23 protein-coding genes are annotated in these 26,403 nt (G+C 64.2%); 13 read left to right on the top strand and 10 right to left on the bottom strand.

What is annotated here, in order from left to right:
• Window positions 1–42: 42 nt before the first annotated feature.
• From ABSY17_RS07870 to ABSY17_RS07860, 3 genes are all read right to left on the bottom strand, one after another.
• On the bottom strand, window positions 43–798 hold the full coding sequence (locus ABSY17_RS07870; RefSeq protein WP_378948879.1) for an SDR family oxidoreductase: 756 nt from the start codon (window positions 796–798) through the stop codon (window positions 43–45).
• A gap of 304 nt (window positions 799–1,102) precedes the next feature.
• On the bottom strand, window positions 1,103–1,849 hold the full coding sequence (locus ABSY17_RS07865; protein ID WP_378948876.1) for a tellurite resistance TerB family protein: 747 nt from the start codon (window positions 1,847–1,849) through the stop codon (window positions 1,103–1,105).
• A gap of 98 nt (window positions 1,850–1,947) precedes the next feature.
• Window positions 1,948–2,877: a rhodanese-related sulfurtransferase gene (locus ABSY17_RS07860; RefSeq protein WP_378948873.1), complete on the bottom strand. Its 930-nt coding sequence runs from the start codon at window positions 2,875–2,877 to the stop codon at window positions 1,948–1,950.
• A gap of 174 nt (window positions 2,878–3,051) precedes the next feature.
• Between ABSY17_RS07860 and ABSY17_RS07855 the strand changes: the two genes are divergently transcribed.
• On the top strand, window positions 3,052–3,921 hold the full coding sequence (locus tag ABSY17_RS07855) for an N-acetylmuramidase domain-containing protein (RefSeq protein ID WP_378948870.1): 870 nt from the start codon (window positions 3,052–3,054) through the stop codon (window positions 3,919–3,921).
• 88 nt (window positions 3,922–4,009) lie between these two features.
• Entirely contained in the window at window positions 4,010–4,648 is a 639-nt protein-coding gene (locus tag ABSY17_RS07850; RefSeq protein WP_378948867.1) for a 2-dehydro-3-deoxy-phosphogluconate aldolase, read from the top strand.
• Between the two features lie 103 nt (window positions 4,649–4,751).
• Here ABSY17_RS07850 and ABSY17_RS07845 read toward each other — a convergent pair whose 3' ends face one another.
• Both ABSY17_RS07845 and ABSY17_RS07840 read right to left on the bottom strand, forming a co-directional pair.
• Window positions 4,752–6,473, bottom strand: coding sequence for a DUF882 domain-containing protein (locus ABSY17_RS07845; RefSeq protein WP_378952501.1), 1,722 nt, complete (start codon window positions 6,471–6,473; stop codon window positions 4,752–4,754).
• Between the two features lie 354 nt (window positions 6,474–6,827).
• Complete coding sequence (locus ABSY17_RS07840; RefSeq protein ID WP_378948864.1) at window positions 6,828–8,342, bottom strand: sigma-54-dependent transcriptional regulator; 1,515 nt, start codon at window positions 8,340–8,342, stop codon at window positions 6,828–6,830.
• 141 nt (window positions 8,343–8,483) lie between these two features.
• Between ABSY17_RS07840 and ABSY17_RS07835 the strand changes: the two genes are divergently transcribed.
• From ABSY17_RS07835 to ABSY17_RS07815, 5 genes are all read left to right on the top strand, one after another.
• Window positions 8,484–10,319, top strand: a complete 1,836-nt coding sequence (locus ABSY17_RS07835; RefSeq protein WP_378948861.1) for a M3 family oligoendopeptidase — start codon at window positions 8,484–8,486, stop codon at window positions 10,317–10,319.
• 22 nt (window positions 10,320–10,341) lie between these two features.
• A complete protein-coding gene (locus tag ABSY17_RS07830) occupies window positions 10,342–11,496 on the top strand; it encodes an aminodeoxychorismate synthase component I (protein WP_378948858.1) in 1,155 nt (384 codons plus the stop codon).
• A complete protein-coding gene (locus tag ABSY17_RS07825; protein WP_378948855.1) occupies window positions 11,445–12,110 on the top strand; it encodes an aminotransferase class IV family protein in 666 nt (221 codons plus the stop codon). Before ABSY17_RS07830 ends, ABSY17_RS07825 begins: the two co-directional genes overlap by 52 nt.
• Before the next feature lie 65 nt (window positions 12,111–12,175).
• A complete protein-coding gene (locus ABSY17_RS07820; RefSeq protein ID WP_378948852.1) occupies window positions 12,176–13,099 on the top strand; it encodes a DUF3445 domain-containing protein in 924 nt (307 codons plus the stop codon).
• Window positions 13,100–13,237: 138 nt separating this feature from the next.
• Entirely contained in the window at window positions 13,238–14,683 is a 1,446-nt protein-coding gene (locus tag ABSY17_RS07815; RefSeq protein WP_378948849.1) for a homospermidine synthase, read from the top strand.
• A 174-nt stretch (window positions 14,684–14,857) separates the two neighbouring features.
• Here the strand turns inward: ABSY17_RS07815 and ABSY17_RS07810 are convergent, their stop codons facing one another.
• The 3 genes from ABSY17_RS07810 to ABSY17_RS07800 are packed head-to-tail and all read right to left on the bottom strand — an operon-like array spanning window position 14,858 to window position 17,119.
• A complete protein-coding gene (locus ABSY17_RS07810) occupies window positions 14,858–15,145 on the bottom strand; it encodes a PTS sugar transporter subunit IIB (protein ID WP_378948846.1) in 288 nt (95 codons plus the stop codon).
• Window positions 15,146–15,164: 19 nt separating this feature from the next.
• A complete protein-coding gene (locus ABSY17_RS07805) occupies window positions 15,165–15,626 on the bottom strand; it encodes a PTS sugar transporter subunit IIA (protein ID WP_378948844.1) in 462 nt (153 codons plus the stop codon).
• 56 nt (window positions 15,627–15,682) lie between these two features.
• Window positions 15,683–17,119, bottom strand: a complete 1,437-nt coding sequence (locus ABSY17_RS07800; RefSeq protein ID WP_378948841.1) for a PTS galactitol transporter subunit IIC — start codon at window positions 17,117–17,119, stop codon at window positions 15,683–15,685.
• A gap of 251 nt (window positions 17,120–17,370) precedes the next feature.
• Between ABSY17_RS07800 and ABSY17_RS07795 the strand changes: the two genes are divergently transcribed.
• From ABSY17_RS07795 to ABSY17_RS07775, 5 genes are all read left to right on the top strand, one after another.
• On the top strand, window positions 17,371–17,751 hold the full coding sequence (locus ABSY17_RS07795; RefSeq protein WP_378948838.1) for a hypothetical protein: 381 nt from the start codon (window positions 17,371–17,373) through the stop codon (window positions 17,749–17,751).
• A 213-nt stretch (window positions 17,752–17,964) separates the two neighbouring features.
• A complete protein-coding gene (locus tag ABSY17_RS07790; RefSeq protein ID WP_378948835.1) occupies window positions 17,965–19,893 on the top strand; it encodes a 5'-nucleotidase C-terminal domain-containing protein in 1,929 nt (642 codons plus the stop codon).
• 284 nt (window positions 19,894–20,177) lie between these two features.
• Entirely contained in the window at window positions 20,178–21,242 is a 1,065-nt protein-coding gene (hemH, locus tag ABSY17_RS07785; protein WP_378948832.1) for a ferrochelatase, read from the top strand.
• Window positions 21,243–21,363: 121 nt separating this feature from the next.
• Complete coding sequence (locus ABSY17_RS07780; RefSeq protein WP_378948829.1) at window positions 21,364–22,329, top strand: SPFH domain-containing protein; 966 nt, start codon at window positions 21,364–21,366, stop codon at window positions 22,327–22,329.
• A gap of 16 nt (window positions 22,330–22,345) precedes the next feature.
• A complete protein-coding gene (locus tag ABSY17_RS07775; RefSeq protein ID WP_378948826.1) occupies window positions 22,346–22,810 on the top strand; it encodes an NfeD family protein in 465 nt (154 codons plus the stop codon).
• Here ABSY17_RS07775 and ABSY17_RS07770 read toward each other — a convergent pair whose 3' ends face one another.
• Complete coding sequence (locus ABSY17_RS07770; protein WP_378948823.1) at window positions 22,811–23,809, bottom strand: SIS domain-containing protein; 999 nt, start codon at window positions 23,807–23,809, stop codon at window positions 22,811–22,813. It lies immediately after the preceding gene.
• 202 nt (window positions 23,810–24,011) lie between these two features.
• On the opposite strand from ABSY17_RS07770, the gene ABSY17_RS07765 reads away from it, so the two are divergent.
• Window positions 24,012–25,667: an outer membrane beta-barrel protein gene (locus tag ABSY17_RS07765; protein ID WP_378948820.1), complete on the top strand. Its 1,656-nt coding sequence runs from the start codon at window positions 24,012–24,014 to the stop codon at window positions 25,665–25,667.
• On the opposite strand, the gene bluB is transcribed toward ABSY17_RS07765, so the two are convergent.
• Complete coding sequence (gene bluB / locus ABSY17_RS07760; protein WP_378948817.1) at window positions 25,664–26,392, bottom strand: 5,6-dimethylbenzimidazole synthase; 729 nt, start codon at window positions 26,390–26,392, stop codon at window positions 25,664–25,666. The genes ABSY17_RS07765 and bluB overlap by 4 nt on opposite strands.
• Window positions 26,393–26,403 lie beyond the last annotated feature (11 nt).

Genomic DNA, 26,403 nt, shown 5'->3' with positions numbered 1-26,403 from the left:
TAGAGGTTAAGGGCGCGCGCGTGAGGCGTCCGACAGGCTCGCTCACCCCCGCCCGACATAGGGCATCTTGGTGGCCATCACGGTCATGAACAGCACGTTGGCGTCGAGCGGCAGGCCGGCCATGTAGACGACCGCCTCGGCGACGCGGGCGACATCCATCACCGCTTCGGGAGCGATCGAGCCGTCGGCCTGCTGCACGCCGACAGCCATGGGTGCGGCCATCTCGGTCAGCGCGTTGCCGATGTCGATCTGGCCGCAGGCGATGTCGAAGGGCCGGCCGTCGAGCGCCAGCGTCTTGGTCAGCCCGGTGATCGCGTGTTTGGTGGCCGTGTAGGGCACCGAGCCGGGGCGCGGCGCGTGTGCGGAGACTGAGCCGTTGTTGATGATGCGCCCGCCCATCGGCTCCTGCCGGCGCATGGCTGCGAACGCCGCACGCGCGCAAAGGAACGAACCGGTCAGATTGACCGCCACGACCTCGTTCCAGGCCTCGACCGGGATCTCGTCGATGGTGCCGGCCTTGTGGCCCATGCCGGCATTGTTGAACAGCAGGTCGACCCGGCCGAAGGCTTCGGTGATGGTCTCGAACATGTCGTCGACCTGATCGGGCCTGGTGACGTCACAGACGACGGCGAGCGCCTTGGCATCGGTCTTGCCGGCGTCAGCGATGGCGTCGTCGAGCGAGTGCTTGCTGCGGCCGCAGAAGACGGTGTTCCAGCCCTCCTGGAGCAGCGCGGTGGCGACCGCCTTGCCGATGCCCTTGCCGGCGCCCGTAACGACTGCGACCCTGTTGCTCGACATCGCCAATTCCCTCCACACAGATGGTCGACCGCCGGCGGCGGATCACTCGTGCGGTAAGTAGATTAGGGCAGTGGCCGAAGTAAACCAGTTCGGCCGATCTTGAGGGCGGGTATCGCGAGCCGCAAGGTTGCGAGCCTCAAGACACAGAAAAAGGGCGGTCATTGGCGACCGCCCAGCTTTTCGTCGAACCGTGCTTGGGAGGAGGACAGCCGATCCGAATGCGTTAAGGATGCGCCTGCTCGGTTAACAAACCCTTAACGCGAAAAATCGCATTCTATCGGCCCGCGCGCACCCCAGGGCGTGCTTACCAGCGCGGGTTGACCTGCGCATTGGCGGGTGCGGCAGCCGGAACCTTGACGCTCGCAACCGTTGCCTCGACATGATCGACCAAAGCGTCAGGCAGTTGCAGCCGGCCGGCGAGCAGATCGAGATAGCCGCGCTCGGCGCGGGTATCGGGATCAATGGCCAGGCGCGAAGCGGTATAGAGCTCGACCTTCTGGGCCTCGGTCTGGGCGGCGGCCACGATCGCATCGAGATCGAGCGGCGAATTGAGTTCAGCCATCACGAACTGCTCGGCGTCGGGGCCGATGCCGGCGAGGCTGAGCTTGTCGGAGATCTTCTTGCGCTCGTCGTCGTCGATATGGCCGTCGGCCTTGGCGGCGGCGATCATGGCGCGGATCAGGGTCAGCGCGAATTCGGTCTCGCCCTGCGGCGCCTTCGCCGGATTGAAATCGTGGTCGGCCGGCGGCGGCAAAAGCTGCGGCTCGGCGTCGGGGGCTGCCGTGGTTTGCGGCGCATTGCCGGCCTTGTAGTTCTGGTAGGCCTTGTAGGCGAGGCCGCCGACGGCAGCGAGGCCGCCAAGCTTGAGGGCTGAGCCGGTGACCTTGCGGCCGGTGTCGGTGCCGAGCAGGACCGCAACCAGAGCACCCGCAGCCAACGGATTGTCTTTGGCAAGCTGCGTCGCCTGCCCGGCCTTGTCACGCACCGTGGACTCGGTACCTGGAATCTTGGAACCGAGCAGATCGTCGAGCAACTTCTTGGGGTCGAACATGGGTGCCTCCGGTTGTGGATGTCGCGTTCAGGTAGGAGGATGAACGCAACATTACAATGACATCAGTCAGATTGCTGAGATCGACCGGATGCGGGAGGTCAACTGCCGATATGGCGGCCCGCGCCGCGCTTTTCGGCAAGCTCCACCTGCTTGTGACGCTCTGCATAGCGCGCCCGGTCCTCGTCGGTGCGGACTTCGTGGCAATGCGGGCAGGATATGCCTGACACGAACTTCGGCGACGTCAGCTCCTCCGGCTTCAGTGGATGCCGGCAAGCACGGCACAACTCCGCCTCGCCTTCGGCCAGACCGTGCGACACCGAAACACGCTCGTCGAAGACGAAGCACTCGCCCTCCCACATGCTCTGTTCCGCAGGCACCTCTTCGAGATATTTGAGGATGCCGCCCTTGAGATGGAACACCTCGTCGATGCCGAGCGACTTCACATAGGCCGTCGCCTTCTCGCAGCGGATACCTCCGGTACAGAACATCGCCACCTTACGGCCCTCGAGCTCGTCGCGATGGTTCTCGACCCAGGCCGGAAACTCACGGAAACTCTTGGTCTGCGGATCGACCGCGCCCGAGAACGTGCCGATCGACACTTCATAGTCGTTGCGGGTGTCGACGACGATGGTCTCGGGGTCGGATATGAGCGCGTTCCACGCGTCCGGTTCGACATAGGCACCGACACTCCTGAGCGGATCGATGCCCTCGACACCCATGGTGACGATCTCGCGCTTGAGCCGCACTTTCATGCGGTGGAACGGCATTTCGGCAGCGCTGCTGTACTTGACCTCGAGCCCCACGAATTCCGGCATCGACTGAAGATGCGCGATCAACTCGGCGATGGCCTGTTCGGTACCGGCGACGGTGCCGTTGATGCCCTCGGAAGCGAGCAGCAGCGTGCCCTTGATGCTGCGGGCGCAGCAGAAGTCGGCAATCGGCGCGCGCAGGGCCTCGAAGCCTTCGAGCCGGCAGAAGCGGTAGAGGGCGGCAACGCTGAAGATGGGCGAAGGTGTGGAAAGATTCATGGACAGAGCCCCTAGCGCCTCGGCCCGGTTTTTTCAATGCAGGGCGGAAAGTTCTGCGATTACAGCCGGTTCTTGATTCGGCACCTAACTGGCGGCAGACAGAAGCCGAAGATTTTTGTTCACGCTCGCGAAAACCGGGTGACAATGGCTGCGGCGAAACGGGGTGCGAGGCGCATGTTCAGCAGACAAACGGCAGCCGAAATCGAGAAGGCGGCAAAGGAGTTCGCTCTGGAGCCCGAGGCACTGCTTGCCATTGCCGAGATCGAGAGCGCCGGCCAGGTCTTTGCCAAGGTCGATGGTCGCAACGAACCGCTGATCCGGTTCGAGGGCCACTATTTCGACCGCCGGCTGTCCGGGGCGAAACAGGAGGAGGCACGCGCCGCGGGGCTCGCGGCACCCACTGCCGGCACCATTGCCAATCCGCGCAGCCAGGCGGGGCGCTGGGAGATGATCGCGCAGGCAGCCGCCATCGACCACGTTGCGGCCTATGAATCGACTTCATGGGGGCTCGGCCAGGTGATGGGCGCGCATTGGCAATGGCTCGGCTTCGACCATGTCGACGCACTTGTGGCCGAGGCACGTTCTGGAGCGGCCGGTCAGGCGCGGCTGATGGCGCGCTACATCGACAAGGCCGGCCTGGCCGACGCGCTGAACGCTCACGATTGGGAGTCCGTGGGTCATGGCTACAACGGCCCCGGCTACGCCAAGAACGGCTACCATACCAAGCTGGCGGACGCCTACCGGCGCCAGATCGACGGGCCATCGCCAGGGGATCTTACGATGTCAGTGGGGTCGCGCGGCGAACTCGTGACCGAGCTTCAGGAGGCGCTGGCAGCCCTCGGCTATTCCGTCGACACTGACGGCATTTTCGGTCCCGGTACGGCGGCGGCGGTCAGAAAGTTCCAGCAGGATCACCGCCTTGCCGCAGACGGCATCGCCGGTGAACGCACGCAGGCCGCAATCAGGAGTGCGTTGCAGCCAGGGGTGGCTGGATTCTGGGCAGCAATCAGGCGCTGGATCAGAAGCCTGTTCGGCAGGTCCTGACCCGCATCACCATGTCGCTGACGGCGGCGTGGACTTGGCTGGAGGCGTCTGTTAAATCGGTTGAAAATCCGACAGAGGTCCGATCGCCATGACCACCAAGACCCAGAAACTCCTCTCGCTGCTGAACGGCCAGCCGGTTATCCCGGTGCTGAAGATCGAGCGCGCGGCGGATGCGGTGCCGCTTGCCGCAGCCCTTGCCCGCGGTGGTCTCAAGGCAATCGAAATCACCCTGCGGACGGCAGAGGCAGTTGAAGCGATCCGGCGCGTCGCCGCCGAGGTCGAGGACTGCATCGTCGGTGCCGGCACCATCCTCAACGCCCGCCAGTTCGACGAAGCAGTGGCCGCAGGCTCGAAGTTCATCGTCAGCCCCGGCATCACGCGCGAACTGCTGGCCGCAGCCGGGCCCAGCGACGTGCCGTTCCTGCCCGGCGCGATTACGCCCAGCGAAATCATGGCCGCCCGCGAGGCAGGCCTCGATTTCCTGAAGTTCTTCCCCGCCGAGCAGGCAGGGGGGGCTGCCTTCCTCAAGGCGCTCGCCTCGCCCATCGCCGACGTCAAGTTCTGCCCGACGGGCGGGATTTCGGCGAAGAATGCAATGGACTATCTCAGCCTGCCCAACGTCGTCTGCATCGGCGGCTCCTGGGTCGCTCCCGACGACATGGTCAAGGCGGGCGACTGGAAAGGCATCGAAGCGCTGGCCGCCGAGGCGAGCAAGCTGCGCAAATAGGCACTGGCTGCCCACACGAAGCTCGAACCAAAGAAAAACCCCGGAGATCTGCCGATCTCCGGGGTTTTTCTTTGTTCATGAGAAGGACCGTCAGGTCCTCCGATCAGTTCGTCGCGAAGCGGGCGACCGACAGGAACTTCACGGCACTGCCGGAGAAGCGGTTGGCGTCCGCCATCTGGTTGCCCTGCTGGAAGCCGGTCGTATAGACCTCCTTCGGCGCGGTGCGAACGATGTTGTAGGCAAAACCAGGTGCCTTGGTGTTGGTGGTCACCATCGTCACCTGCTCGCCGCTGCGTAGCGCCCAGCGGGCTGCATCGGGAGCAGCAGCGACAACCACCGGCTTGGGCTCGGGCTTGGCTTCCTGAGCGAGCGGACGGCCGGCCTTGCGCGTGGTCTTGGCGCCGGCTGCGACCGCCGAAGCAGGATCCGAACCAGCCGAAAGCGCAGCCACCGCAGTCTTGGGCGTTGGCGCGGGTGCCGTATCGGGTGCGTTGAACACCGAACGCGGCTCCGGCTGAGGCGCAAGGGCCGCCACTTCAAGACCGCCCTGCCCGGCTTCCTCGTCGTCGTCGGCGGGAATGTCGTTTGCGGCAGCAAGGGCTGCCTCGACAGTCATGTCCTGTGGACGGGCCGACGGCAGCGGTGCGGATGCGAGGGCCGGCGCGTCGTCCGTAGATGCGAGCGCCAGCATCATGGCGTCGTTCGCCGGCTTGAGTTCGGCCGGCGTCGCATAGTTCGGACGCCAGGTCGGCAATGGCACGTTGGCGGCAACCTGCTGCTCGGCGGGGCTCGCCGGCACTTCCTCGGCCAGCGGCGCGGAAGCCGCACCGAACGGCACGTTTTCTGCCGTCGCCACGGCGACCTCGGCTTGCGGCCGGGGTGCGACGCCCGGCAGCGGCACACTGCGAGCCGGAAGGGATGCGAGAATTGTCTCAGGCGTTTCGCCAGCCGCGGGTGCCTGGTCGGCGACCTGTGGAAGTTCCGCGCGCACGGCGTTTTCCGGAGCCACGACCATGATCGGGGATTGCGGCTTGGCCGCCGGCAGTGCCGCGACCTGGGTCGGCGCGCTCGGCTTGGGTGCCGCGGCCGCAACCGCGCTTTCGCCAACATCCTCTTCCTCGTCGGCGCCGCCACCAAACAGCGTGGCAAACAGGCCCCGCTTCTGCGACGGTGGAGAGGCGCTGGCGAGAACCATTTCGCCGCTCTGCTTGCGTGCCTGATAGGAAGCCACGGCCTGCTCGAAGCCGGGCAGCGGCTTGCCGTCCGAAGGCACATGCATCGTCTTGCCGTTCGGGAAGACAGAGACCAATTCCTGACGGCTCATGCGCGGCCAATGGCGTACATTGCCGACATCCATGTGGACGAAGGGCGAACCGGAACGGGGATAATAGCCGACGCCGCCCGCCTCGACGCGAAGGCCCGCATCACGCAGCTTCTTGAGCGGAACGCCGGGGATGAAGAAGTCCATCGCCTTGCCAAGCATGTGCTGGCTTTTCTCGGCAACGCCGCTCGAGCGGCTGCGCAGCATGGAGTTGGTCGCCGGCGAGCGATAAGCTGAAACGACGTGGATATAGTCGGTTGCCCCAACCCGGCGATAGGCCTCCCAGACCGTATCGAACAGTCGCGGGTCCATTCTGGTCGGTTCGTTGCGGCGCCAGTCGCGCAGGAACTGGTTGAGCTTCTTGAGCCCAGCAGCATCGTACCTGCCGTTGCGCTTGAACGTGATCTCGGCCTTTTCACCCGTGTGGGTGTAATAAAGCTTGAGGGTCCGCGTCTCGGCGGAGGCGGTGGCCTGGGAAGCTGTCAGGAAACCAAACGCCAGCACCGTGGCGGAAAGCCACTTTTGCCAGACATTCGATTTCGAGTGACCCCCTTCGGTGTTCTCGATCCTGCTCAAATCAAAAGGCCCTGTTAGGCTGCCATCTGTCCCCGGATTTGAAGCCCGGACACGCTTGCGGATTCGCGTCCGACTATCGATCCTAATGGTTAATCACTGCTTATTGAAGGCCAAATACGGTAACACCGTGGCGATTTCCAAGCAAAGTGGAATCGCCGAAATTCATGGTAAACACATGGTTTATCAGCCGAATTTCGCACTGCGAAAAACATCTCGCGCTGCAGCAGGATGCTGCGTGCAAGCTACACGCAAGCGCCAATTCTCAGCGAAGCTTTGAAAAAGCTACGACGCAAGGCGTTCGGCACGGCCGGTCTCGGGATCGATTCCGTATTCCTTGAGCTTGCGGTACAGCGTCGAGCGGCCGATGCCCAATCGCCGGGCGACCTCGCTCATCTGGCCATTGTAGTGCTCTATGGCGAGCCTGATCATTTCGAATTCGACATCGGCGAGCGGACGCACATTGCCGCGCTCGTCGAGCGCGCGCACCATTCCTGGCCTGTTTCGTTCTGGCACAATCGGCGTGGCCGCGGAAACCGTGCCAGCGGGGTGGCTGCCTGAAATCTCGGTTCCACCAGCGGCAATTTCGTGACCGCCCAAGTCGACCACGCCTTCGACCTGGGCGCGGATCTGCGGGAATTCGTCTTCGGTGAGCACATCGCCGTCGCTGAGCACGCAGGCGCGGAAGACGGCATTTTCCAGCTGCCTGATATTGCCGGGCCAGTCATGGGCCTGAAGCAGCGCCAGCGCATTCTCCGAGATCGCCGGAGTCCTGCCATGGGGGCTTGCGGGTGCCACTCGGTTGATGAAATGGCCGACCAGCAACGGAATGTCCTCGCGCCGCTCGCGCAGCGGCGGCACGAAGATAGGGTAGACATTGAGCCGATAGAACAGGTCTTCGCGGAAGTTGCCGTCCTTGACCTGCTCCAGGAGGTTGCGGTGGGTGGCCGAGATCAGCCTGATGTCGACCTTGACGGTCGAGCGTCCACCGACCGGATCGACCTCGCCTTCCTGCACGGCCCTCAGCAGCTTGACCTGCACGTCGAGCGGCAGGTCGCCGATTTCATCGAGGAACAGGGTGCCCTGGTTGGCCTCGACGAATTTGCCAGCGTGCTTTTCGGTGGCGCCCGTAAACGAGCCCTTCTCATGGCCGAACAGGATGCTCTCGACCAGATTGTCGGGGATGGCGCCGCAATTGACGGTGACGAAGGGCTTGGAGCGACGGTCGCCGGAGCCCTGGATGGCACGGGCAACAAGTTCCTTGCCGACGCCGGATTCGCCTTCGATCAAGATCGGGATGTTGGAGGCTGCCGCTTTCTGGCCGAGCCGGATGACGCGGTCCATCGCCGGGCTGCGGGTGACAAGGTCGCGGAAGCTGAGCAGGCCGCTGCCGCGGCGCGCGCTGCGGCGGACGGTGCTTTCCACCGCCTCGACCTTGAGCGCATTGGCGATTGCCGCTTGCAGCTTTTCGGGCGAAGCCGGTTTGACGACGAAGTCGAAGGCGCCGTTGCGCATCGCCGAAACCACGGTCTCGATGCCGCCCTGCGCAGTCTGGACGATGACCGGCAGTGCAATGCCACGCTCGCGCATGGCCTTGAGCACGCCGATGCCGTCGAGGCCGGGCATGGACAGGTCGAGGATCACCGCGCCGATGTCGCCGCCGCGGGGACCGTCGAGCACGCGAAGCGCCGCCTCGCCGCCATCCGCAGTCACCGCAGAATGGCCGAATTTCGTCACCGCGGCGTCGACAAGGCGACGTTGGACGGGATCGTCATCGACTATGAGAATTGAAACTGCCATGTATGTCCGGAATATGCCTGTTTCCGACGATCGGTTGTGGATCATCGTGGCACAGGGTTCTAAATAAGGTTTCAAGAAAGCCGGTGAACGAATCCCTTAGGATGTGCGCCGACCGGCCAAGGCAAGCGAAGGAACTAGGCGATGGTTTGGAATTTCGGGCCTGAGACGTCGGCCACCGCTTCCGCCAGGGGCGCGGCAGGGCTCGGCGAGTTGCCCGAATGGGACCTCACCGACCTCTATTCAAGCATGGACGCGCCGGAGTTGGGACGCGATCTCGAACAGGCCGCAGTCGACGCCACCTCCTTCGAGGCACGCTGGAAGGGAACGCTGGCGACGGAAGCCGAGCGCGGTGCCGCGGGCAAGCTCGGCGAGGCGATGCGGGCCTATGAGGCGCTGGAGGAACTGATCGGCCGCGTCGTCTCCTATGCCGGGCTGGTCTATGCCGGTGACACCTCCGACCCCAAGCGCGCCAAGCTCTATGGCGACATCCAGGAAAAGATGACAGATGCCAGCGCGCATCTGCTGTTCTTCGCGCTGGAACTCAACCTGGTCGACGACGCGCTGATCATGAAGGCGCTCGATGCCGATCCGGCATTCGGCCACTACCGGCCATGGGTGCTCGACCTCCGGAAGGACAAGCCCTACCAGCTCGAGGACCGGGTGGAGCAGCTGTTCCACGAAAAGTCGATCACCGGCCGCGGCGCGTGGAACCGGCTGTTCGACGAAACGATGACGGAGTTGCGCTTCGACGTCGCCGGCGAAGAACTGGCGCTTGAGCCGGCGCTGAACAAGCTGCAGGACCCAGACGGCGCGGTGCGCAAGGCGGCCTCCGAGGCGCTGGCCGCGACCTTCGGCAAGAACCTGCGCACGTTTACGCTGATCACCAACACGCTGGCCAAGGACAAGGAAATTTCCGACCGCTGGCGCGGCTTCCAGGACATCGCCGACTCCCGCCACCTCGCCAACCGGGTCGAGCGCGAGGTCGTCGACGCGCTCGCCGCCGCCGTGCGCGAGGCCTATCCGCGCCTGTCGCACCGCTACTACGCTATGAAGGCCAAGTGGCTCGGCATGGAGGCCATGAACCACTGGGACCGCAACGCCCCCCTGCCCGAGACGCCGCAGGCGACGATCGGCTGGGACCAGGCCAAGGACACGGTGCTGACCGCCTACGGCAAGTTCTCGCCCGATATGGCCGACATCGCCCGCTCCTTCTTCGACCGCCGCTGGATCGACGCGCCGGTGCGCCCGGGCAAGGCGCCGGGGGCCTTTGCCCACCCGACCGTGCCGTCCGCTCACCCTTACGTGCTGCTCAACTACATGGGCAAGCCGCGCGATGTCATGACCCTTGCCCACGAGCTCGGCCACGGCGTGCACCAGGTGCTGGCTGCCGGCCAGGGCGCGCTGATGGCCTCGACGCCGCTGACGCTGGCCGAGACGGCGAGCGTGTTCGGCGAGATGCTGACCTTCAGCTCTCTGCTCGAGCGCACCACCGACAAGCGCGAGCGCAAGGCGATGCTGGCGCAGAAGGTCGAGGACATGATCAACACGGTCGTGCGCCAGATCGCCTTCTACGAATTCGAGCGCAAGGTCCATTCCGAGCGCAAGAACGGCGAACTCACCTCCGACCAGATCGGCCAGTTCTGGCTGGAGGTGCAGGCCGAGAGCCTGGGACCAGCGATCAAGCTGCGCGACGGTTACGAGGTGTTCTGGACCTACATTCCGCACTTCATCCATTCGCCCTTCTACGTCTACGCCTATGCCTTCGGCGATTGCCTGGTGAACTCGCTCTATGCGGTCTACCAAAATGCCGAGCACGGTTTTCAGGAGAAGTATTTCGAGATGCTGCGCGCCGGGGGCACCAAGCACCATTCCGAGCTTCTGAAGCCGTTCGGGCTGGACGCTACCGATCCCGCCTTCTGGCAGAAGGGTCTCGCCGTCATCGGCAGCCTGATCGACGAGCTGGAAGCGCTGGACTGAGCAGGCCCGCTCCGCTGACATCATGGCAGACATTTCCGCTCCCTTCGTCCTGTTCCGGGATGACCGCGCCGGTCGCGAGGTGCTGTTCGAAGCGCCGCGCGAGATTATCGTCGCGCATAGTGCCGAAGATTTCTTCCCCGCACTCGCAGCCGCCGAGAAGGCGCGCAATGAGGGCAAGTGGCTCGCAGGCTATTTTTCCTATGAGGCCGGCTACCTGCTCGAACCGAAGCTCAGGCCGCTGCTACCCAAGGGACGGCGCGCGCCGCTGGTCTGCCTTGGCGTCTTCGACCAGCCGTCGGACCGCGACCGGCAGCCTTCCAGCAATGCCGCCAGCAACGGCCCGATCTTCGACGCCCGTGCGACATGGTCGCAAGCCGATTACGCCCGCCGCTTCGAGCGCCTGCACCAGCATCTGCGCCAGGGCGACTGCTACCAGGCGAACCTGACCTTTCCGGTTCGCGCGCAATGGTCCGGCGAAGTGCTCGACGCCTTCGACGCGCTGATTGCCCGCCAGCCGGTGAAATATGGTGCGCTGGTCTCGCTCGGCGGGCCGGTGGTGCTGTCGCGCTCGCCGGAGTTGTTCTTCGAGGTCGATAGCCAGGGCTGGATCGAAACCCATCCGATGAAGGGCACCGCCCCGCGCGGCCAGACGCCGGAGGAAGACGCAGCGCTCCGCGAATTCCTGCGCAACGACGAGAAGAACCAGGCGGAAAACCGCATGATCGTCGACCTGCTGCGCAACGACATCTCGCTGATCAGCGAGGTCGGCTCGCTTGACGTGCCCGAACTGTTCCGCATCGAAAGCTATCCGACCGTGCACCAGATGGTGAGCACCGTCAGGGCGAAGCTGCTGCCAGGACTTTCGATCGAGCGCATCTTCGCCGCCCTCTTCCCCTGTGGTTCAATCACCGGCGCGCCCAAGATCAGGGCGATGGAAATCCTGCGCGAACTGGAAGGCACCCCGCGCGACGTCTATTGCGGCGCCATCGGCTGGATCGCGCCCGGCGGCCCGATGCGGTTCAGCGTGGCGATCCGCACCATCACGCTCTTCCCCGACGGCGAGGCGGTCTACAATGTCGGCGGCGGCGTGGTGTTCGATTCGACTGACGAAGCGGAGTATGCGGAATGCCTTCTGAAAGCGCGCTTCGCGACCGGCTCGGTGCCGGCTTCGAGTTGATCGAAACGATGCGTTGGGAGCCGGACACCGGCTTCCTGCGCGGCGACCGCCATCTCGCCCGGCTCGCGGCTTCGGCCGAGGCGCTTGGGTTTGCGTTCGACGCTACGTCTCTGGAGAACGTGCTGCTGAGTGCAGTCGGCGGCGAGGTGCCGCTCCGGGTCCGGCTCGCACTCTCCGCTGAAGGCAAGGCGGAAATCACCACCCAAGCTTTCGTGCCTCTTGCGACCGATACCGTGTGGACGCTACGCATCGCGGCCACGCGGCTGGCCTCGACCGACACGCTCCTGCGCCACAAAACCACGCGCCGCGAGGTCTATGATCGCGCCCGCGCCGAGTTTTCGCGCGAAAAGGCCGACGAGGTGATCCTGCTCAACGAGGCGGGCGAAGTCTGCGAAGGCACTATCACCAACATCTTTGTCGACATGGGTGACGGCGGTCCGCTCAAGACGCCCGCGCTTGCTAGCGGCCTGCTGGCCGGCGTGCTTCGCGGCGAGATGATCGACAAGGGCGCGGCGGTGGAGGCTGTCCTGAATGCCGACGACCTCCGTGGCGCCACGGGTATCTGGATCGGCAACTCGTTGCGCGGGCTGATCGCGGCCAAGCTGGTCCAATGACCCGAGATTGTCGCAACGCTTGCCGCAGGCTAAGTCAGTCGTATCTCTAAATGCGACAGGTTGCGATGACCGCCGCCATTACCCACACGCCCTATGACGGCACCTCAAAGCCCTTCGCCATCGGCCTGAAGCAGGCCGAGCCGCGCGACTGGATCGAGCTCGACGGCCATCTCGATGCCTATCTGGCCGAGAAGGACAGGCTTTACGAAACGATCCCGGGAAAGGTCTTTGTTGCCGAGCCGGAGACGCGTGGCGCCCAGCGGGAAGTGCTGGATCTGCTGGTCGCACATCTGACCGAGCGTTTCCCCGAGGCCTACAGGCTCCACGGCGGCCGCTGCACCATCGCCGGAACCGGACGGAGCATCGACGTCCAAAACCCCGGCGACAATCCGCTGGTCGCCGCCTCGAAGCTGGTGCAGGAGGACCTGATCCTGATGCGGCCGGGCGAAAACGGCTGGCGATTGGCGGCCGGATCGCTGTGCTTCCCCTCGTCGTGGAAGCTGACGGAAAAATTCGGGCTGGCGATGCACGACATCCACCGGCCGGTCCCCGGCTTCGGGCCGGGCACGCGCATGGCCGAGCTGATTGCGCGCATGTTCGACAAGCTCGCCGTGCTGGTCGAACGCTTCAATTGGTCGATCCAGGCCGATGCCGACCTCTATCATCCACTTTCGATGCTCCAGCGCGTCGCCCGCTCGTCCGAAACCCAATCGGCATTCCCCGGCGCTGACGTCAGTGGAAACGCCTTCATCCGTGTCGAGCGGCAGACACTCAGGAAGCTGCCTGTTTCGGGCGACATCCTGTTCACCATCCGCATCTATGTGGACCCGCTGGCGGTACTTGCCCGCCATGAGGACCGCGCACGGCTGGCCGGCTCTTTCGCCGAACAGCTCATGAGCCTCGACCGTGATCAGCTCGACTACAAGGGCCTTGCCGCCGACCGCGACCGGCTGGTGGCATTTCTGAACGCAATGGCGCAGGTGGAGTAACCATAGCGGCATAACGTCCGGATTGGGCCGCAACGGGCCGCCGGATTCGCTTTATTGTGACAAGCATGTATGGTTCAGACCGTGAAGCCGGGTCAAAAATGGCCCGGCTATTTCTGTATGGAAGGAGTGCCCCAGAAAATGGCGAATGACAAATGGCCCAGTTACGGTGAGATTACAGGCCCTGTAGTGATGATCGGCTTCGGCTCGATCGGTCGTGGAACGCTCCCCCTCATCGAACGCCATTTCAAGTTCGACAAGTCGCGCATGGTGATCATCGATCCCAGCGACGCAAACCGCAAGATTGCGGACGAACGCGGCATCGCCTTCCTGCAGGAAGCCGTCACCAAAGATAATTACAAGGAAATGCTGACCCCGCTCCTGACCAAGGGCGGCGGCCAGGGTTTTTGCGTCAACCTGTCGGTCGATACCGGTTCGGTCGACCTGATGCATCTCTGCCGCGAGCTCGGCGTGCTCTACATCGATACGGTCATCGAGCCGTGGCTCGGCTTCTATTTCGACAGCAAGGCCGGCAATGACGAGCGCACCAACTACGCGCTGCGCGAGACGCTGCTTGCCGAACGGCGCAAGCATCCGGGCGGCACGACCGCGGTTTCCACCTGCGGCGCCAATCCGGGCATGGTCTCGTGGTTCGTCAAGCAGGCGCTGGTCAACCTCTCCAAGGATCTCGGCATCGAGTTCGAAGAGCCGGCACAGCACGACCGCAAGGGCTGGGCCGCACTGATGGAGAAGGCCGGCGTCAAGGGCATCCACATCGCCGAGCGCGACACCCAGCGCACCAAGAACCCCAAGCCGATGAACGTGTTCTGGAACACCTGGTCGGTCGAGGGCTTCATCTCCGAGGGCCTGCAACCTTCGGAACTCGGCTGGGGCACGCACGAAAAGTGGAAACCCGCAAACGCCAGGGAATTCAAGCACGGCAACAAGGGCGCGATCTATCTAGAGCAGCCCGGCGCCAATACCCGCGTGCGCACCTGGTGCCCGACGCCGGGGCAGCAATATGGATTCCTGGTCACCCACAATGAGGCGATCTCGATCTCCGACTTCTTCACCGTGCGTTCGGACGACGGCAAGGTGACATACCGGCCGACCTGCCATTACGCCTACCATCCCTGCAACGACGCGGTGCTGTCGATGCACGAGATGTTCGGTGCCGCCGGCAAGCCGCAGCCGGTCCATCACGTCCTCGACGAAGACGAACTGGTCGATGGTATCGACGAACTCGGCGTCCTGCTCTACGGCCATGCGAAGAACGCCTACTGGTTCGGCTCGCAGTTGTCTTTGGAACAGGCGCGCAAGCTCGCCCCCTACCAGAACGCGACCGGCCTGCAGGTGACCTCGGCGGTGCTCGCCGGCATGGTGTGGGCGCTGGAAAACCCCGAGGCCGGCATCGTCGAGGCCGACGAGACCGACTACAAGCGCTGCCTCGAAGTGCAGCAGCCTTACCTCGGCCCGGTCAACGGCTACTACACTGACTGGACTCCGCTCGAAGGCCGTCCCGGCCTGTTCGAAGAAGACATCGACAAGGACGATCCCTGGCAGTTCCGCAACGTGCTGGTGCGATAGTGCATGACCCCGAAAATCGGAACCGATTTTCGGCAAGGATCATGCACAGTTTCAATGTGCTACAGCGTCCTTCGCGCGTCCACGAGGACGCGCGGCGCTGTAGCTGGCAACCGAAATGCGAAAAGGGCGCCCTCGAGGCGCCCTTTTTGATTGAAGCAAATTATAAAGGCCGGACTACTTGCGCAGTTCTGCCTCGATATCGTCGAGCGCCTTGTCCTTGCCGATGCCGGTGAGGAAAGCGAGCCCCTTGATGACGGGCACGGTGACCGACGCCGAGATCGGTGTCGTCGAAACCACGAAGTCGACATTGGCGGCCAGCCCAGGAACTTCCGTCGCCTTGCACTGCATGGCGTTGAAAGTCAGGCCGCGCGCCTTCATCGCCTCGGTGACTGTCGCGTTGACAGCGGTCGAGGTGGCAACGCCGGTGCCGCAGGCAAAGAGAATGGTCTTCTGTTTGGCCATGTAGGGTATCCCTTCCAAGTTAGGCGAGCAGCGACTTGACGTCGTCGACGCTGCTTGCGTTCGCCAGCCCCTCCAGCGTCGCGGAGCTCTGGATTGTTTCCATGATTTCCTGGAGCAGGTCTATCTGCTTGTCCTTGTCGTTGATGGCAAGCAGGAAGACGAAGCCGACGGGAACCGCCTCTTCGGGATCTTCCATGTTGGCGAAGTCGACGGGCTCGGACAGCACCGCCAGCGCGACGCCAGGCTTGATGACATGCTCCGGATCGGTGTGCGGTATGGCGACATTGAGCGCATAACCGAGAGGCAATCCGGTCGGCATGGTCGCCTCGCGCCTGACCACGGCGTCCGCGTAAGTGCTGCGCACATAGCCCAGGCTCTCGAGTTTGCCGGCGAGCAGGCGAATGACCTCCTCGCTTTTCTGTGCTTTGACCCCCAAGGCGACGGCCTGGGGGGCAATGTGGTCGATGAGGGCTTGCGCCATTCAAAAGCTCCGATATGGAGCCGGCAGCAGGACTGCCGGCTCCTTAGTTTCAGATATCAGCCGTTAGTGGCGAACTTGGGCGAGCCGCTTGGTGCGGCGTCATTCGCTTCGTCCTCGGCACCGGCCGCACGCTCCCACGCCGCAGTGTTGCGGTGATAGAGCATGAACAGCCCCGCAATCACCAGTGCCAGCAGCACCAGCCCGGCGATTGCGAGCCCCTGCACGGCCTCGATGACCACGTAAGGGATCCACAGGAAGCCGTCGACGACAGAGGTGATCTGCACCGCATTGGCCGGCAGCTGGAAGCCGGACGACACGGCGGCACTGGTGAACAGCGGCGCGAGCGCGTTGGCGACATAGAAGCCGAGCGCCAGCGTGACGGTGCCGACGATGACCATGCGGAAGACGTTGCCCTTGAGCAGCGGCGCCGTCATGGCGACGATGAAGGGAATGACCGCCAGGTCGGCGAACAGGATGACGCGGTTGCCCGGCAGGATCACCGACAGCACGATGGCGATCGGGACCAGGATCAGCGACGACGAGATCGCCGCCGGATGACCGATCAGGATCGCCGAATCGAGGCCGACGAGCAATTCACGGTCGCCGGTGCGCTTGCGCACGAATTCCTGTGCGGCATCCGACACCGGCAGCAGGCCTTCCATCAGCACCTTCACCATACGCGGCAGAAGCAGCATCACGGCGGCCAGCGTCATGCCGGTGGTCAGGACCTTGGACAGCACCGTGCCGAAATCGCCGGCGTTGTAATAGGCGATGCCGCCAAGCACGAGACCGATGATCAGGCCGAGCACGACCGGTTCACCGAACACGCCAAAGCGGCGCTCGATGGTCTCGGTGGAGATGTTGATGCGGTTGATGCCGGGAATGCGGTCCATGATCCAGTTCAGCACGATGGCGATGGGCAGGATCTGCGCAGACGCCAGATGCGGCACCGAGACGCCGGGAATGCCGTAGAACTGCTGGACGGCACGGGCCGACCAATCGGCGAACAGCAGTGCGAGCGCTGCGACAAGCGCTGCAACCACCAGACCATAGGCCAGGCTGTCGGTGGCAATGGCCGCCAGTGAACCGACGAAGGCGAAATGCCAGAAATTCCAGACGTCGACGTTGAGCGTGCGCGTCCAGCGCAGCAACAACAGCGCGACGTTGACCGCGATGCCGATCGGGATGACCCAGAGGCCGACCGACGACCCGAAGGCGATGGCAGCGGCCGACGGCCAGCCGACATCGACGATATCGCGCTTGATGCCGGTGTTGGTGACGATCGCCTGGGCGACGTCGCCGATCGAGCCGAGCATCAGGCCAAGCACCAGATTGATGCCGATGAAAGCGACGCCGATGGTGACGGCGGCACGGAATGCCCTGCCGACCTTGGCGCCTAGAACCACTGCGATGACGAATATGACAATGGGCAGCAAAACCGTTGCCCCAAGCGTATCCACGGCCGATTTCAGGCCGGTCAAGAACGCGTCCATGTTGCCTCCCCCCGAGACGTCTGACTGTTCCCGGCACGCGACCGGAGAACATTTGTGTTTCACAATGTACTAAAGTTACTCAAATTCTCCCACATGTCAATCTGACCGGGCCGCTGGTCGGCATCAAGGCCTTCGAGATGATGATTTGTGGCAACGCTTGCACATTCTTGATCATCCCCGCGCCGCCCAAAGCCTTGCCATCAACGCCAAATCGGGCGAATGAAGGCTGCGGACCGAGGAGAGGATTACCGATGACGACTTCGCGCAAAATTGCTGCGGCCGGATTTCTTGGCCTGCTTACGGCCGCAATCGCCGGCTGCTCGACCAGCGGCCCTTCGGGCGTGCCGGTGGGACCGGCTCCGACCGGCGTCGAGGGTGCATGGCTGGACGCCAAGGGCACCGGACTTTCAACCTTCCAGGCCGGCTCCTTCCAGACGGTGGCCACCGACACCGGACAGAAGCTCTCCGACGGCACCTACATCATGACTGGCGCCAACTCGGTGCAGATCAACGGTACCTCGCTGATCCGCCAGTCGCCGATCAGCTTCAACTGCCTGCTGATCTCGGCCAATCAGCTGAACTGCACCAGCTCAACCAGCCAGCAGTTCACCTTGACCCGTCGCGCAGCCTGATTTTTATGACCTTGTGCCCGCGATGGCGGGCACAAACGCTTCCGGGTGCCCCGCCGGTTGCGCGCTGCCAGCGTTAAGCAAGTCGGCATCCAGCTACAGATTCTCCCTTGCATCCGAAAAACCGGAATGTGAACATGCCCCTAGGGAATGTGTAACATTCCGGTCAAGCGAAGGCGTTAAATGCCTCGCGGGGGTCATTCGGGAGAGTTCAACATGAAAAGATTGGCTGCAATTGCGGCTTTGTCGGCTTCGGCATTCGGCTATTCGGCCGCGCCGTCTTTCGCCGACTACACTTTGACCATCCTGCACATCAATGACTGGCACAGCCGCATCGAGAGCAACAACAAGTTCGAATCGACCTGCTCGGCCGAGGAAGAGGGCAAGGGCGAGTGCATCGGCGGCGCGGCACGGCTGGTGACGGCCATTGCCGACCAGCGCAAGAAGCTCGAAGGCCAGAACGTGCTCTTGCTCAACGGCGGCGACAACTTCCAAGGCTCGCTGTTCTACACCACCTACAAGGGCGCGGTCGAAGCCGAGTTTCTCAACCAGGTGAAGTTCGACGCCATGACCGTGGGCAACCACGAGTTCGACGACGGCGAGGACGCGCTGGTGCCATTCCTGGAGAAGATCCAGTTCCCGGTGCTCTCGGCCAACGTGCACCCCAATGCCCAGTCCAAGGTCGGCGACCGCATCAAGCCGTCGCTCGTGCTCGAGGTGGGCGGCCAAAAGATCGGCATCGTCGGCGCCGTCACCAACGACACCCCCGAGGTCGCCTCGCCCGGCCCGAATATCGCCATCGAAGACGACGTCAAAAACATCACCGCCGAGGTCGAGAAGCTGAAGGCCGCGGGCGTCAACAAGATCATTGCACTCACCCATGTCGGCTATCCGCGCGACAAGGAAATGATTGCCAAGATTCCGGGCGTCGACGTGGTCGTCGGCGGCCACTCGCATTCGCTTTTGTCGAACACCGACGCCAAGGCCGAAGGGCCCTACCCGACGATGATCGACAACCCCGAGGGCTACAAGGTGCCGGTCACCCAGGCCGCGTCGTACTCGAAATATCTCGGCGAGTTCACCGTCACCTTCGACGACAACGGCGTCGTCAAGGAAGCCAAGGGCGACCCGATCTATCTCGACAATTCGGTCAAACCCGACGAGGCGGTTCTCGCCCGCATCAAGGAACTCGGCGCACCGATCGAGGATCTGAAGAACAAGGAAGTCTCGGAGACCACCGCACTGATCGATGGCAGTCGCGAAAGCTGCCGGGCGCGTGAATGCGAGATGGGCAACCTGATCGCCGACGCCATCCTCGACCGGGTCAAGGACCAGGGCGTGACCATTGTCATCCAGAACGGCGGAGGTATCCGCGCTTCCGTCGACCAGGGCGTGGTCACCATGGGCGAAGTGCTGACCGTGCTACCGTTCCAGAACACGCTGGCGACCTTCCAGCTTTCCGGCAAGGACCTCGTCGCCTCGCTCGAGGCCGGCGTCAGCGAGATCGAGGAAGGCAAGGGCAAATTCCCGCAGGTGGCGGGCCTGAAATACTCCTTCGACAAGTCGGTGGCCGCCAATGCCGGCCGCGTCAAGTCGGTCGAGGTGATGGACAGTGGAGCCTGGAAGCCGATCGACGAAGCCAAGGTCTATACGGTGGCGACCAACAACTACGTGCGCCAGGGCGGCGACGGCTACAAGCTCTTCGCCGCAAACGCCACCAACGCCTATGACTACGGTCCGAGCCTCGAGCAGGTCGTTGCCGACTATCTCGCCAAGAACCGGCCCTTCACGCCCAAGCTCGAAGGCCGTATCACGGAGATCGCGGCGGCAGCTCCGGCTGCTGCCGAGGCGGCCAAGCCTGCCGAAGTCGTTCCAGTTGCAGCACCGGCGGCGCCTGCAATGCCGGCCGCATCGGGCGAGATCGCCAACACCCCGCCGCCCGTCGACCCCGCCAAGCCGGTCGCAGCACCGGCGGCCGCCGATGGGCAGAAGCATACCATCGCGGCTGGCGACACGTTCTGGGGTCTTGCCGACAAATATCTTGGCGACCCGACGAAGTGGAAGCTGATCAGCGAGGCCAACCCCGACGCCATGGCCAAGAGGCTCCCGATCGGCGGCACGCTGGCAATCCCCGCAACGAACTGATAGGCACAGTCTGCCATGAACGAAGCCCGCCCGGCATCCGGGCGGGCTTTGTCGTCTACAGCGCCACGCGTCCTTTTGGACGCGAAAAGGACGCTGCGACGCTTTGAGTTTGTGCACGAGGGTGCGGCCAGACGCGACATTGAACGGCAGCCCCCATCTACTAGGTATCCCAAAGAGCCGATCCGCACCGGATGCGTGAGGGTCAGGCCCAAACAGACATGTTCGAGCATGTTCCTTGCCGGCCTTCGCCAGGCCGCGGGTGCACGCTCCAACGGAGACACCGAATGAACCTGACCACGACGATCGATGAAAAATCCGCCAAGGCGCTCGGTCCGCTTCCGGGCGGTCACCCTGCCGTGCGCAAGGGCAAGGTCGGCGTGCTCCTGGTCAATCTCGGCACCCCCGACGGCACGGATGCCAAGTCGATGTGGCGCTACCTGCGCGAGTTTCTGTCGGACCCGCGCGTCATCGAGATGCCCAAGGTTCTGTGGTATCCGATCCTCTACGGCATCGTGCTCAACACGCGGCCGAAAAAATCGGGCGAGAACTACAAGAAGATCTGGAATACCGAACTCGACGAGTCGCCGCTGCGCACCTACACGCGCGCGCAGGCCGAAAAGCTCGCCGCCGCACTCAGCGACCTGCCCGACGTGATCGTCGATTGGGGCATGCGCTATGGCAATCCCTCGACCGAAAGCGCCACCAGGAAGCTGATCGCGCAGGGTTGCGACCGCATCGTGCTGTTCCCGCTCTACCCGCAATATTCGGCGACGACGACGGCGACCGCCAACGACCAGTTCTTCCGCGCGCTGATGAAGCTGCGCGCCCAGCCGACGATCCGCAGCGTTCCGGCCTACTATGACGAACCCGTCTACATCGAGGCGCTGGCGCGCTCCATCGAGCAGCACCTTGCCACGCTCGACTTCGAGCCGGAGGTGGTGCTCGCCTCCTATCACGGCATCCCCAAACCCTATTTCGACAAGGGCGACCCCTACCACTGCCATTGCGTGAAGACGACACGACTGCTGCGCGAGCGGCTTGGCTGGAGCGACAAGAAGCTGATGAGCACCTTCCAGTCGCGCTTCGGCGCACAGGAATGGCTGCAGCCCTACACCGACAAGACTGTCGAGCGGCTGGCCAAGGAAGGCGTGAAGTCGATCGCCGTGGTCAACCCGGGCTTTTCATCCGACTGCATCGAGACGCTGGAAGAAATCGCCGGCGAGAACGCCGAGATCTTCCACCACGCCGGCGGCAAGAATTTTTCCCACATCCCCTGCCTCAACGACAGCGCCGAGGGCATGGCGGTGATCGAGGCCATCACGCGGCGCGAACTGATGGGCTGGATCTGATCCAGTCCGACGCCGGTCGCCGTCAATCGCCGGCAACAATCCCGGCACGGATGATTGTAACAACGCCGAATCGCCCTTAAGTCTTTCTGCATCGCACGGCGAAAATCGCCGTGCTCAATGCATGGGAGACAGCAGAGCCGTGTTCAGTGGATTCGACGTCGTCATTCCGGTCCTTGTCGTCCTTGTTCTGCTGCTGCTGTTCACCGGCATCAAGACCATCCCGCAGGGCTACAACTACACTGTCGAGCGCTTCGGCCGCTACACCAAGACGCTGACGCCCGGCCTCAACCTGATCATCCCCTTCATCGACCGCATCGGCGCCAAGATGAACATGATGGAGCAGGTGCTCGACGTGCCGACCCAGGAGGTGATCACCCGCGACAACGCCATCGTCGCGGTCGACGGCGTCGCCTTCTACCAGGTGCTGAGCGCGCCGCAGGCCGCCTACCAGGTGGCGGGCCTGCAGAACGCCATCCTCAACCTGACCATGACCAACATCCGCACCGTGATGGGCTCGATGGACCTCGACGAATTGCTGTCGAACCGCGATGCCATCAACGAGCGCCTGCTGCGCGTCGTCGACGAGGCCGCGCATCCGTGGGGCATCAAGGTCACCCGCGTCGAGATCAAGGACATCAACCCACCGGCCAACCTGGTCGAGTCGATGGCCCGCCAGATGATGGCCGAACGCAACAAGCGCGCCCAGATCCTCGAGGCCGAGGGCCTGAAGGCAGCCCAGGTGCTCGAAGCCGAAGGCCGCAAGGAAGCCGCCTTCCGCGATGCCGAAGCACGCGAACGCGCCGCCGAGGCCGAAGCGCGCGCCACGCAAGTGGTGTCGGAGGCGATCGCCAAGGGCGACGTCCAGGCGATCAACTACTTCGTGGCCCAGAAATACACCGAGGCCCTGGCCAAGATCGGCTCGGCTCCGAACAGCAAGGTCGTGCTGATGCCGATGGAAGCATCGTCGCTGATCGGCACGCTGGGCGGCATCGGCGAGATCGCCAAGGAGGTCTTCAGGAGCGAGGGCACCGCCGGCGCGCAGCGTTCGTCGTCGCGGCCGCCGCGAATCCCGCCGGAACAGAACTGACACCAAGGACGCGCACATGATCGCGGGCATCGTCGCCGAACTCGGGCCGTGGAACTGGATGCTGCTGGGCTTCGTCCTGCTGATCCTGGAGATTTTTGCGCCCGGCGTCTTCATGTTGTGGATCGGCATCGCCGCCCTGCTGACGGGGACGCTGTCGCTCCAGCTCTGGGACTGGGCGCCGTGGACCTGGCAGGTCCAGGTTCTCGTTTTCCTCGTGCTGGCGCTCGCCTCCGCCTATGTCGGCAAGCGGATCGTCCGCAACAATGGCGATGATTCCGATCAACCGCTGCTCAACCGGCGCGGCGCCCAGATGATCGGGCGCACGGCGACGCTGACCGAGCCGATCCGAGAAGGCCGTGGCCGCATCAAGCTCGGCGACACGACATGGCGGGTCACCGGGCCCGACCTGCCAGCGGGCACGCGGGTTCGCGTCACCGGCGCCGATGCTGCCGATCTGGAGCTGGTGGTGGAACCCGTCTGATCAGGCCGCGCCAATCCTGAGAAGGTCGTGGAAGTGCACGAGGCCGACCGGGCGGTCGCCCTCGACCACGATCAGCGCGCCGATATTGTGCTCGTTAAGGATGGCGATCGCCGCCCCCGCCAGCATCTGGCGCGGCACGGTCCTGGGCTGCGTCGTCATGATCTCCTCGACACTGGTCTCGGCCAGGTTGCGGTGGAGATTGCGCGACAGGTCACCGTCGGTGACGATGCCGGCGAGCTTGCCCTCGGCATCGACCACGCAGACGCAGCCGAAGCGCTTCTGCGCCAGCGTCCGGACCGCCTCGGGCATCTTGGTGCCGATGGCGACCACCGGCATCTTGTCGCCGCTGTGCATCAGTTCGCCGATCGGCATCAGGCTTGCGCCGAGCTGGCCGCCGGGGTGGAAGGTGCGGAAGTGATCGGCGGTGAAGCCGCGCGCCTCGAGCAGCGCCACTGCCAACGCGTCACCCATGACCAGCTGCAGCAGGGTCGAGGTGGTTGGCGCGAGCCCGTGCGGGCAAGCCTCAGGCGTGCGCGGCAGCAACAGGACAGCATCCGACTGGCGCGCCAGCGCCGAGGTCTCGCCAGATGTGATGGCGATCAGCGGGATCGAGAAGCGGCGCGAATAACCGACGATGCCCTTGAGCTCGGCCGTCTCGCCAGACCATGAGATGGCGACGATGGCGTCGTCGCTGGTGATCATGCCGAGGTCGCCATGGATGGCTTCGGCCGGATGGACGAAATAGGACGGCGTTCCTGTCGACGCGAGGGTGGCTGCCACCTTCTTGCCGATATGGCCGCTCTTGCCGACGCCGGTAATGATGGCGCGCCCCTTGATCTGGGCGAGAATCGATACCGCTTCGGCGAAGGGATCGGCCAATGGGCCTTCGAGCGCGGCCACGAGGGCGGCGACCCCGACCTGCTCGGTGGTGACGGTGCGGAGCGCGGAGGCGATCGACGCCTGCCGGTCCGGCTCTTTTTTCAGAGATCCAGCGTGCATGGCGCATGCGTTAGCGTTTCGGACGATTTCTGTCCATCATTATCGACCCGGCATCGGGCCCCGGCCGGTGCCGGAAACGCTCCGTTAACCACGGCCATTTACCAGTTGGTAAGTGCGGCGCCCAAGCGCCGGCGAAGCAGTGGTGACGATGGCGCGGGTCTGGCCGAAGCGAAATGGACACTGGAGAGGTGCGCGAATCTGCGTGTTGCTGGCAACGGCAAGCGCGGCGACACTGTCCTGTGCCGCATTTTTGCACGCCCAGGAAGCCGGCCTGCGCGGTACGGTCACCGAAAGCGCGGTGAGCCATCTGCTGCTCGGACAAATGTTGCGGGAAAGGCGCGCTGCGGAGGCCGAAGCGGCAGAAGCGGGCAGCCAAAATCCGCCGGCGACCTACCAGCCAGTGAGCGCTGGCGCAGTTCCCGACCAGCCAGGAAATTCGAGCACCCTGTTCAGCGAACCGCCGGGCGCGGAGAGCAATTTTGACACACCAGCCGCACCGATTCGCCCGGCGACAACCGCACGCCAGCGTGCGGAAGAGGCGCGCCTGCGGCTGATGTCGCCGCCCGGGGCAGCGGCCGCGCGGCCAGCCAACCCGGTCGAAACGGACGACATCATGACCGCCGTCGTTCGCCAGGGCCCGGTCGATTCCGAGCTTCAGGGCGGGCAGGGTCCGGAATCGGTGCGCCAAGGCGCCATCGAGGCGCGCCAGCGACAGCCTGACGAAAACCCGTTCGAGGCCGTCGGCATCCGCCTGGGCAGCTTCGTGCTCAGGTCGGGCCTGGAACAGGGCATCGTCGCGACCTCCAACGCCAATTCGAGCGCCAACGGTCAGTCAGCCGTGCTGTCGGAAACCACTGTGCGGCTGAATGCGGCGTCCGACTGGGAGACCCATTCGGCGACCATCAATGCCTATGGCGGCTTCCGCAGAACGCTGTCCGGCCAGGAGGTGAAGGATCTAGCCGGCGGCATCGACGGCGCCCTGGAGCTGGAGTTTGCCGACGATCTCCGTGCCACCGGCGGGCTCGCCTACACTGTCAGCCCGGAATCGGCGACTTCGCCCGTCGTCATCGCCGGCCCGGCCGAGCGCGCGACACTGCAGACCATCGACGCCGCACTGGGGCTGGAAAAAGATATCGGCAATCTTCGCCTCGGCCTGGCCGGCGAAGCCACCAGCGAGATTTACGGCAACGCCGACCTGCCCGGCGGCGCCACGCTGTCGCAGAAGGACCGCAACTCCACGCTCTATGCCGGGACGTTCCGCTTGGGCTACGAGCTGTCGCCGGCCATAACACCATTTGGCGAGGTCGAATATGGCCGCCGCATCTACGACCAGACGTTCGACACCGCCGGGTTCGAACGCTCTTCGAACGTGGTGGGCGTCCGCGCCGGCGTCGAGCTCGACATGGGGGAGAAATTCGGCGGCGAGCTTTCTGCCGGCTGGATGTCGGAGAATTTCGACGACGACCGCCTGAACACCGTCTCCGCGGCGACCGTTGCCGCCGACCTCAGATGGTCACCCCTGCGCGGCACCATCGTCCGCCTCAATGGCACCACTGGTGTCGAGGGTTCGACGACACCAGGCGAAAGCGGCTCGGTGCTCTATGCCGGCCGCCTCGGCGTCGAGCGCCAGATGCGCGCCGACCTGACCGGCCTGGCGACGGTGGGCCTAGGCTGGCGTGATTATCCCGGCACCGGCGACCACGAATTGGGCCTGACCGCCGAAGCCGGCCTGACCTGGTGGCTCAGCCGCTATGCAGGGCTTACCGGCCGGCTGCGCCACGAAACGATGAACAGCACGCTGCCCGGCCGCGACAGCACGACCAACAGCATCTTCCTCGGCGTGAATGTGCAGCGCTAAACCGCTGATGGCGCCATGCCGGCGGCGATGCGCTTGAGAGGCTCCTCCCCCACCCCGGCAAAGACCTCGCTCATGATGAGATCTGCCAGCGGCAGCCTGCTACCCCAGCCGTGCCGCTCGAGATCAGGCTTTGGCGCGAACTCGGATACGCGCCCGACGCAGAGATAGGCGACCGGTACGGCGTGATCGGGAATGGCGAGCAATTGCTTCAGCGCCTCCCGGTCGATGATGCTGACCCAGCCAACGCCGACGCCTTCGGCACGCGCCGCCAGCCAGAAATTCTGCACCGCACAGACGGTGCTGTAGAGGTCCATCTCCGGGTTGTGCCAGCGACCGAGCGGCGAGTTTTCCGAGCGGCTGCGGTCGCAGGTGACAACAAGGTTGAGCGGGCTTTCGCAGATGCCTTCGAGCTTGAGCTTGCGATAGAGCGCCTGTCGATCCGCGCCGATATGCTCGACCTCCTGCCGGCGAGCGTCAAAGAACAGGTCGCGGACCTGTTGCCGACGCGCCAGATCGCGGATGACGATGAAATTCCATGGCTGCATGAAGCCGACCGAAGGCGCGTGATGGGCGGCAAGCAGCAGCCGCGCCAGCACTTCGTCGTCGAGCGGATCGGGCAGGAAATGGCTGCGCACGTCGCGGCGTGTGAAGATTGCCCGGTAGACGGCGTCCTGGGCCGCAGCGTCGAATGACCCACGGCTTGCATGATTGTTGGTGGCCGGCATCGCGTGTCCCC

The organism is Mesorhizobium sp. ANAO-SY3R2 (genome assembly GCF_042466635.1).
GTDB lineage: Bacteria > Pseudomonadota > Alphaproteobacteria > Rhizobiales > Rhizobiaceae > Aminobacter.
Note: the sequence above shows the minus strand (reverse complement) of the source record. Positions and strands in the feature narration are given on the sequence as shown.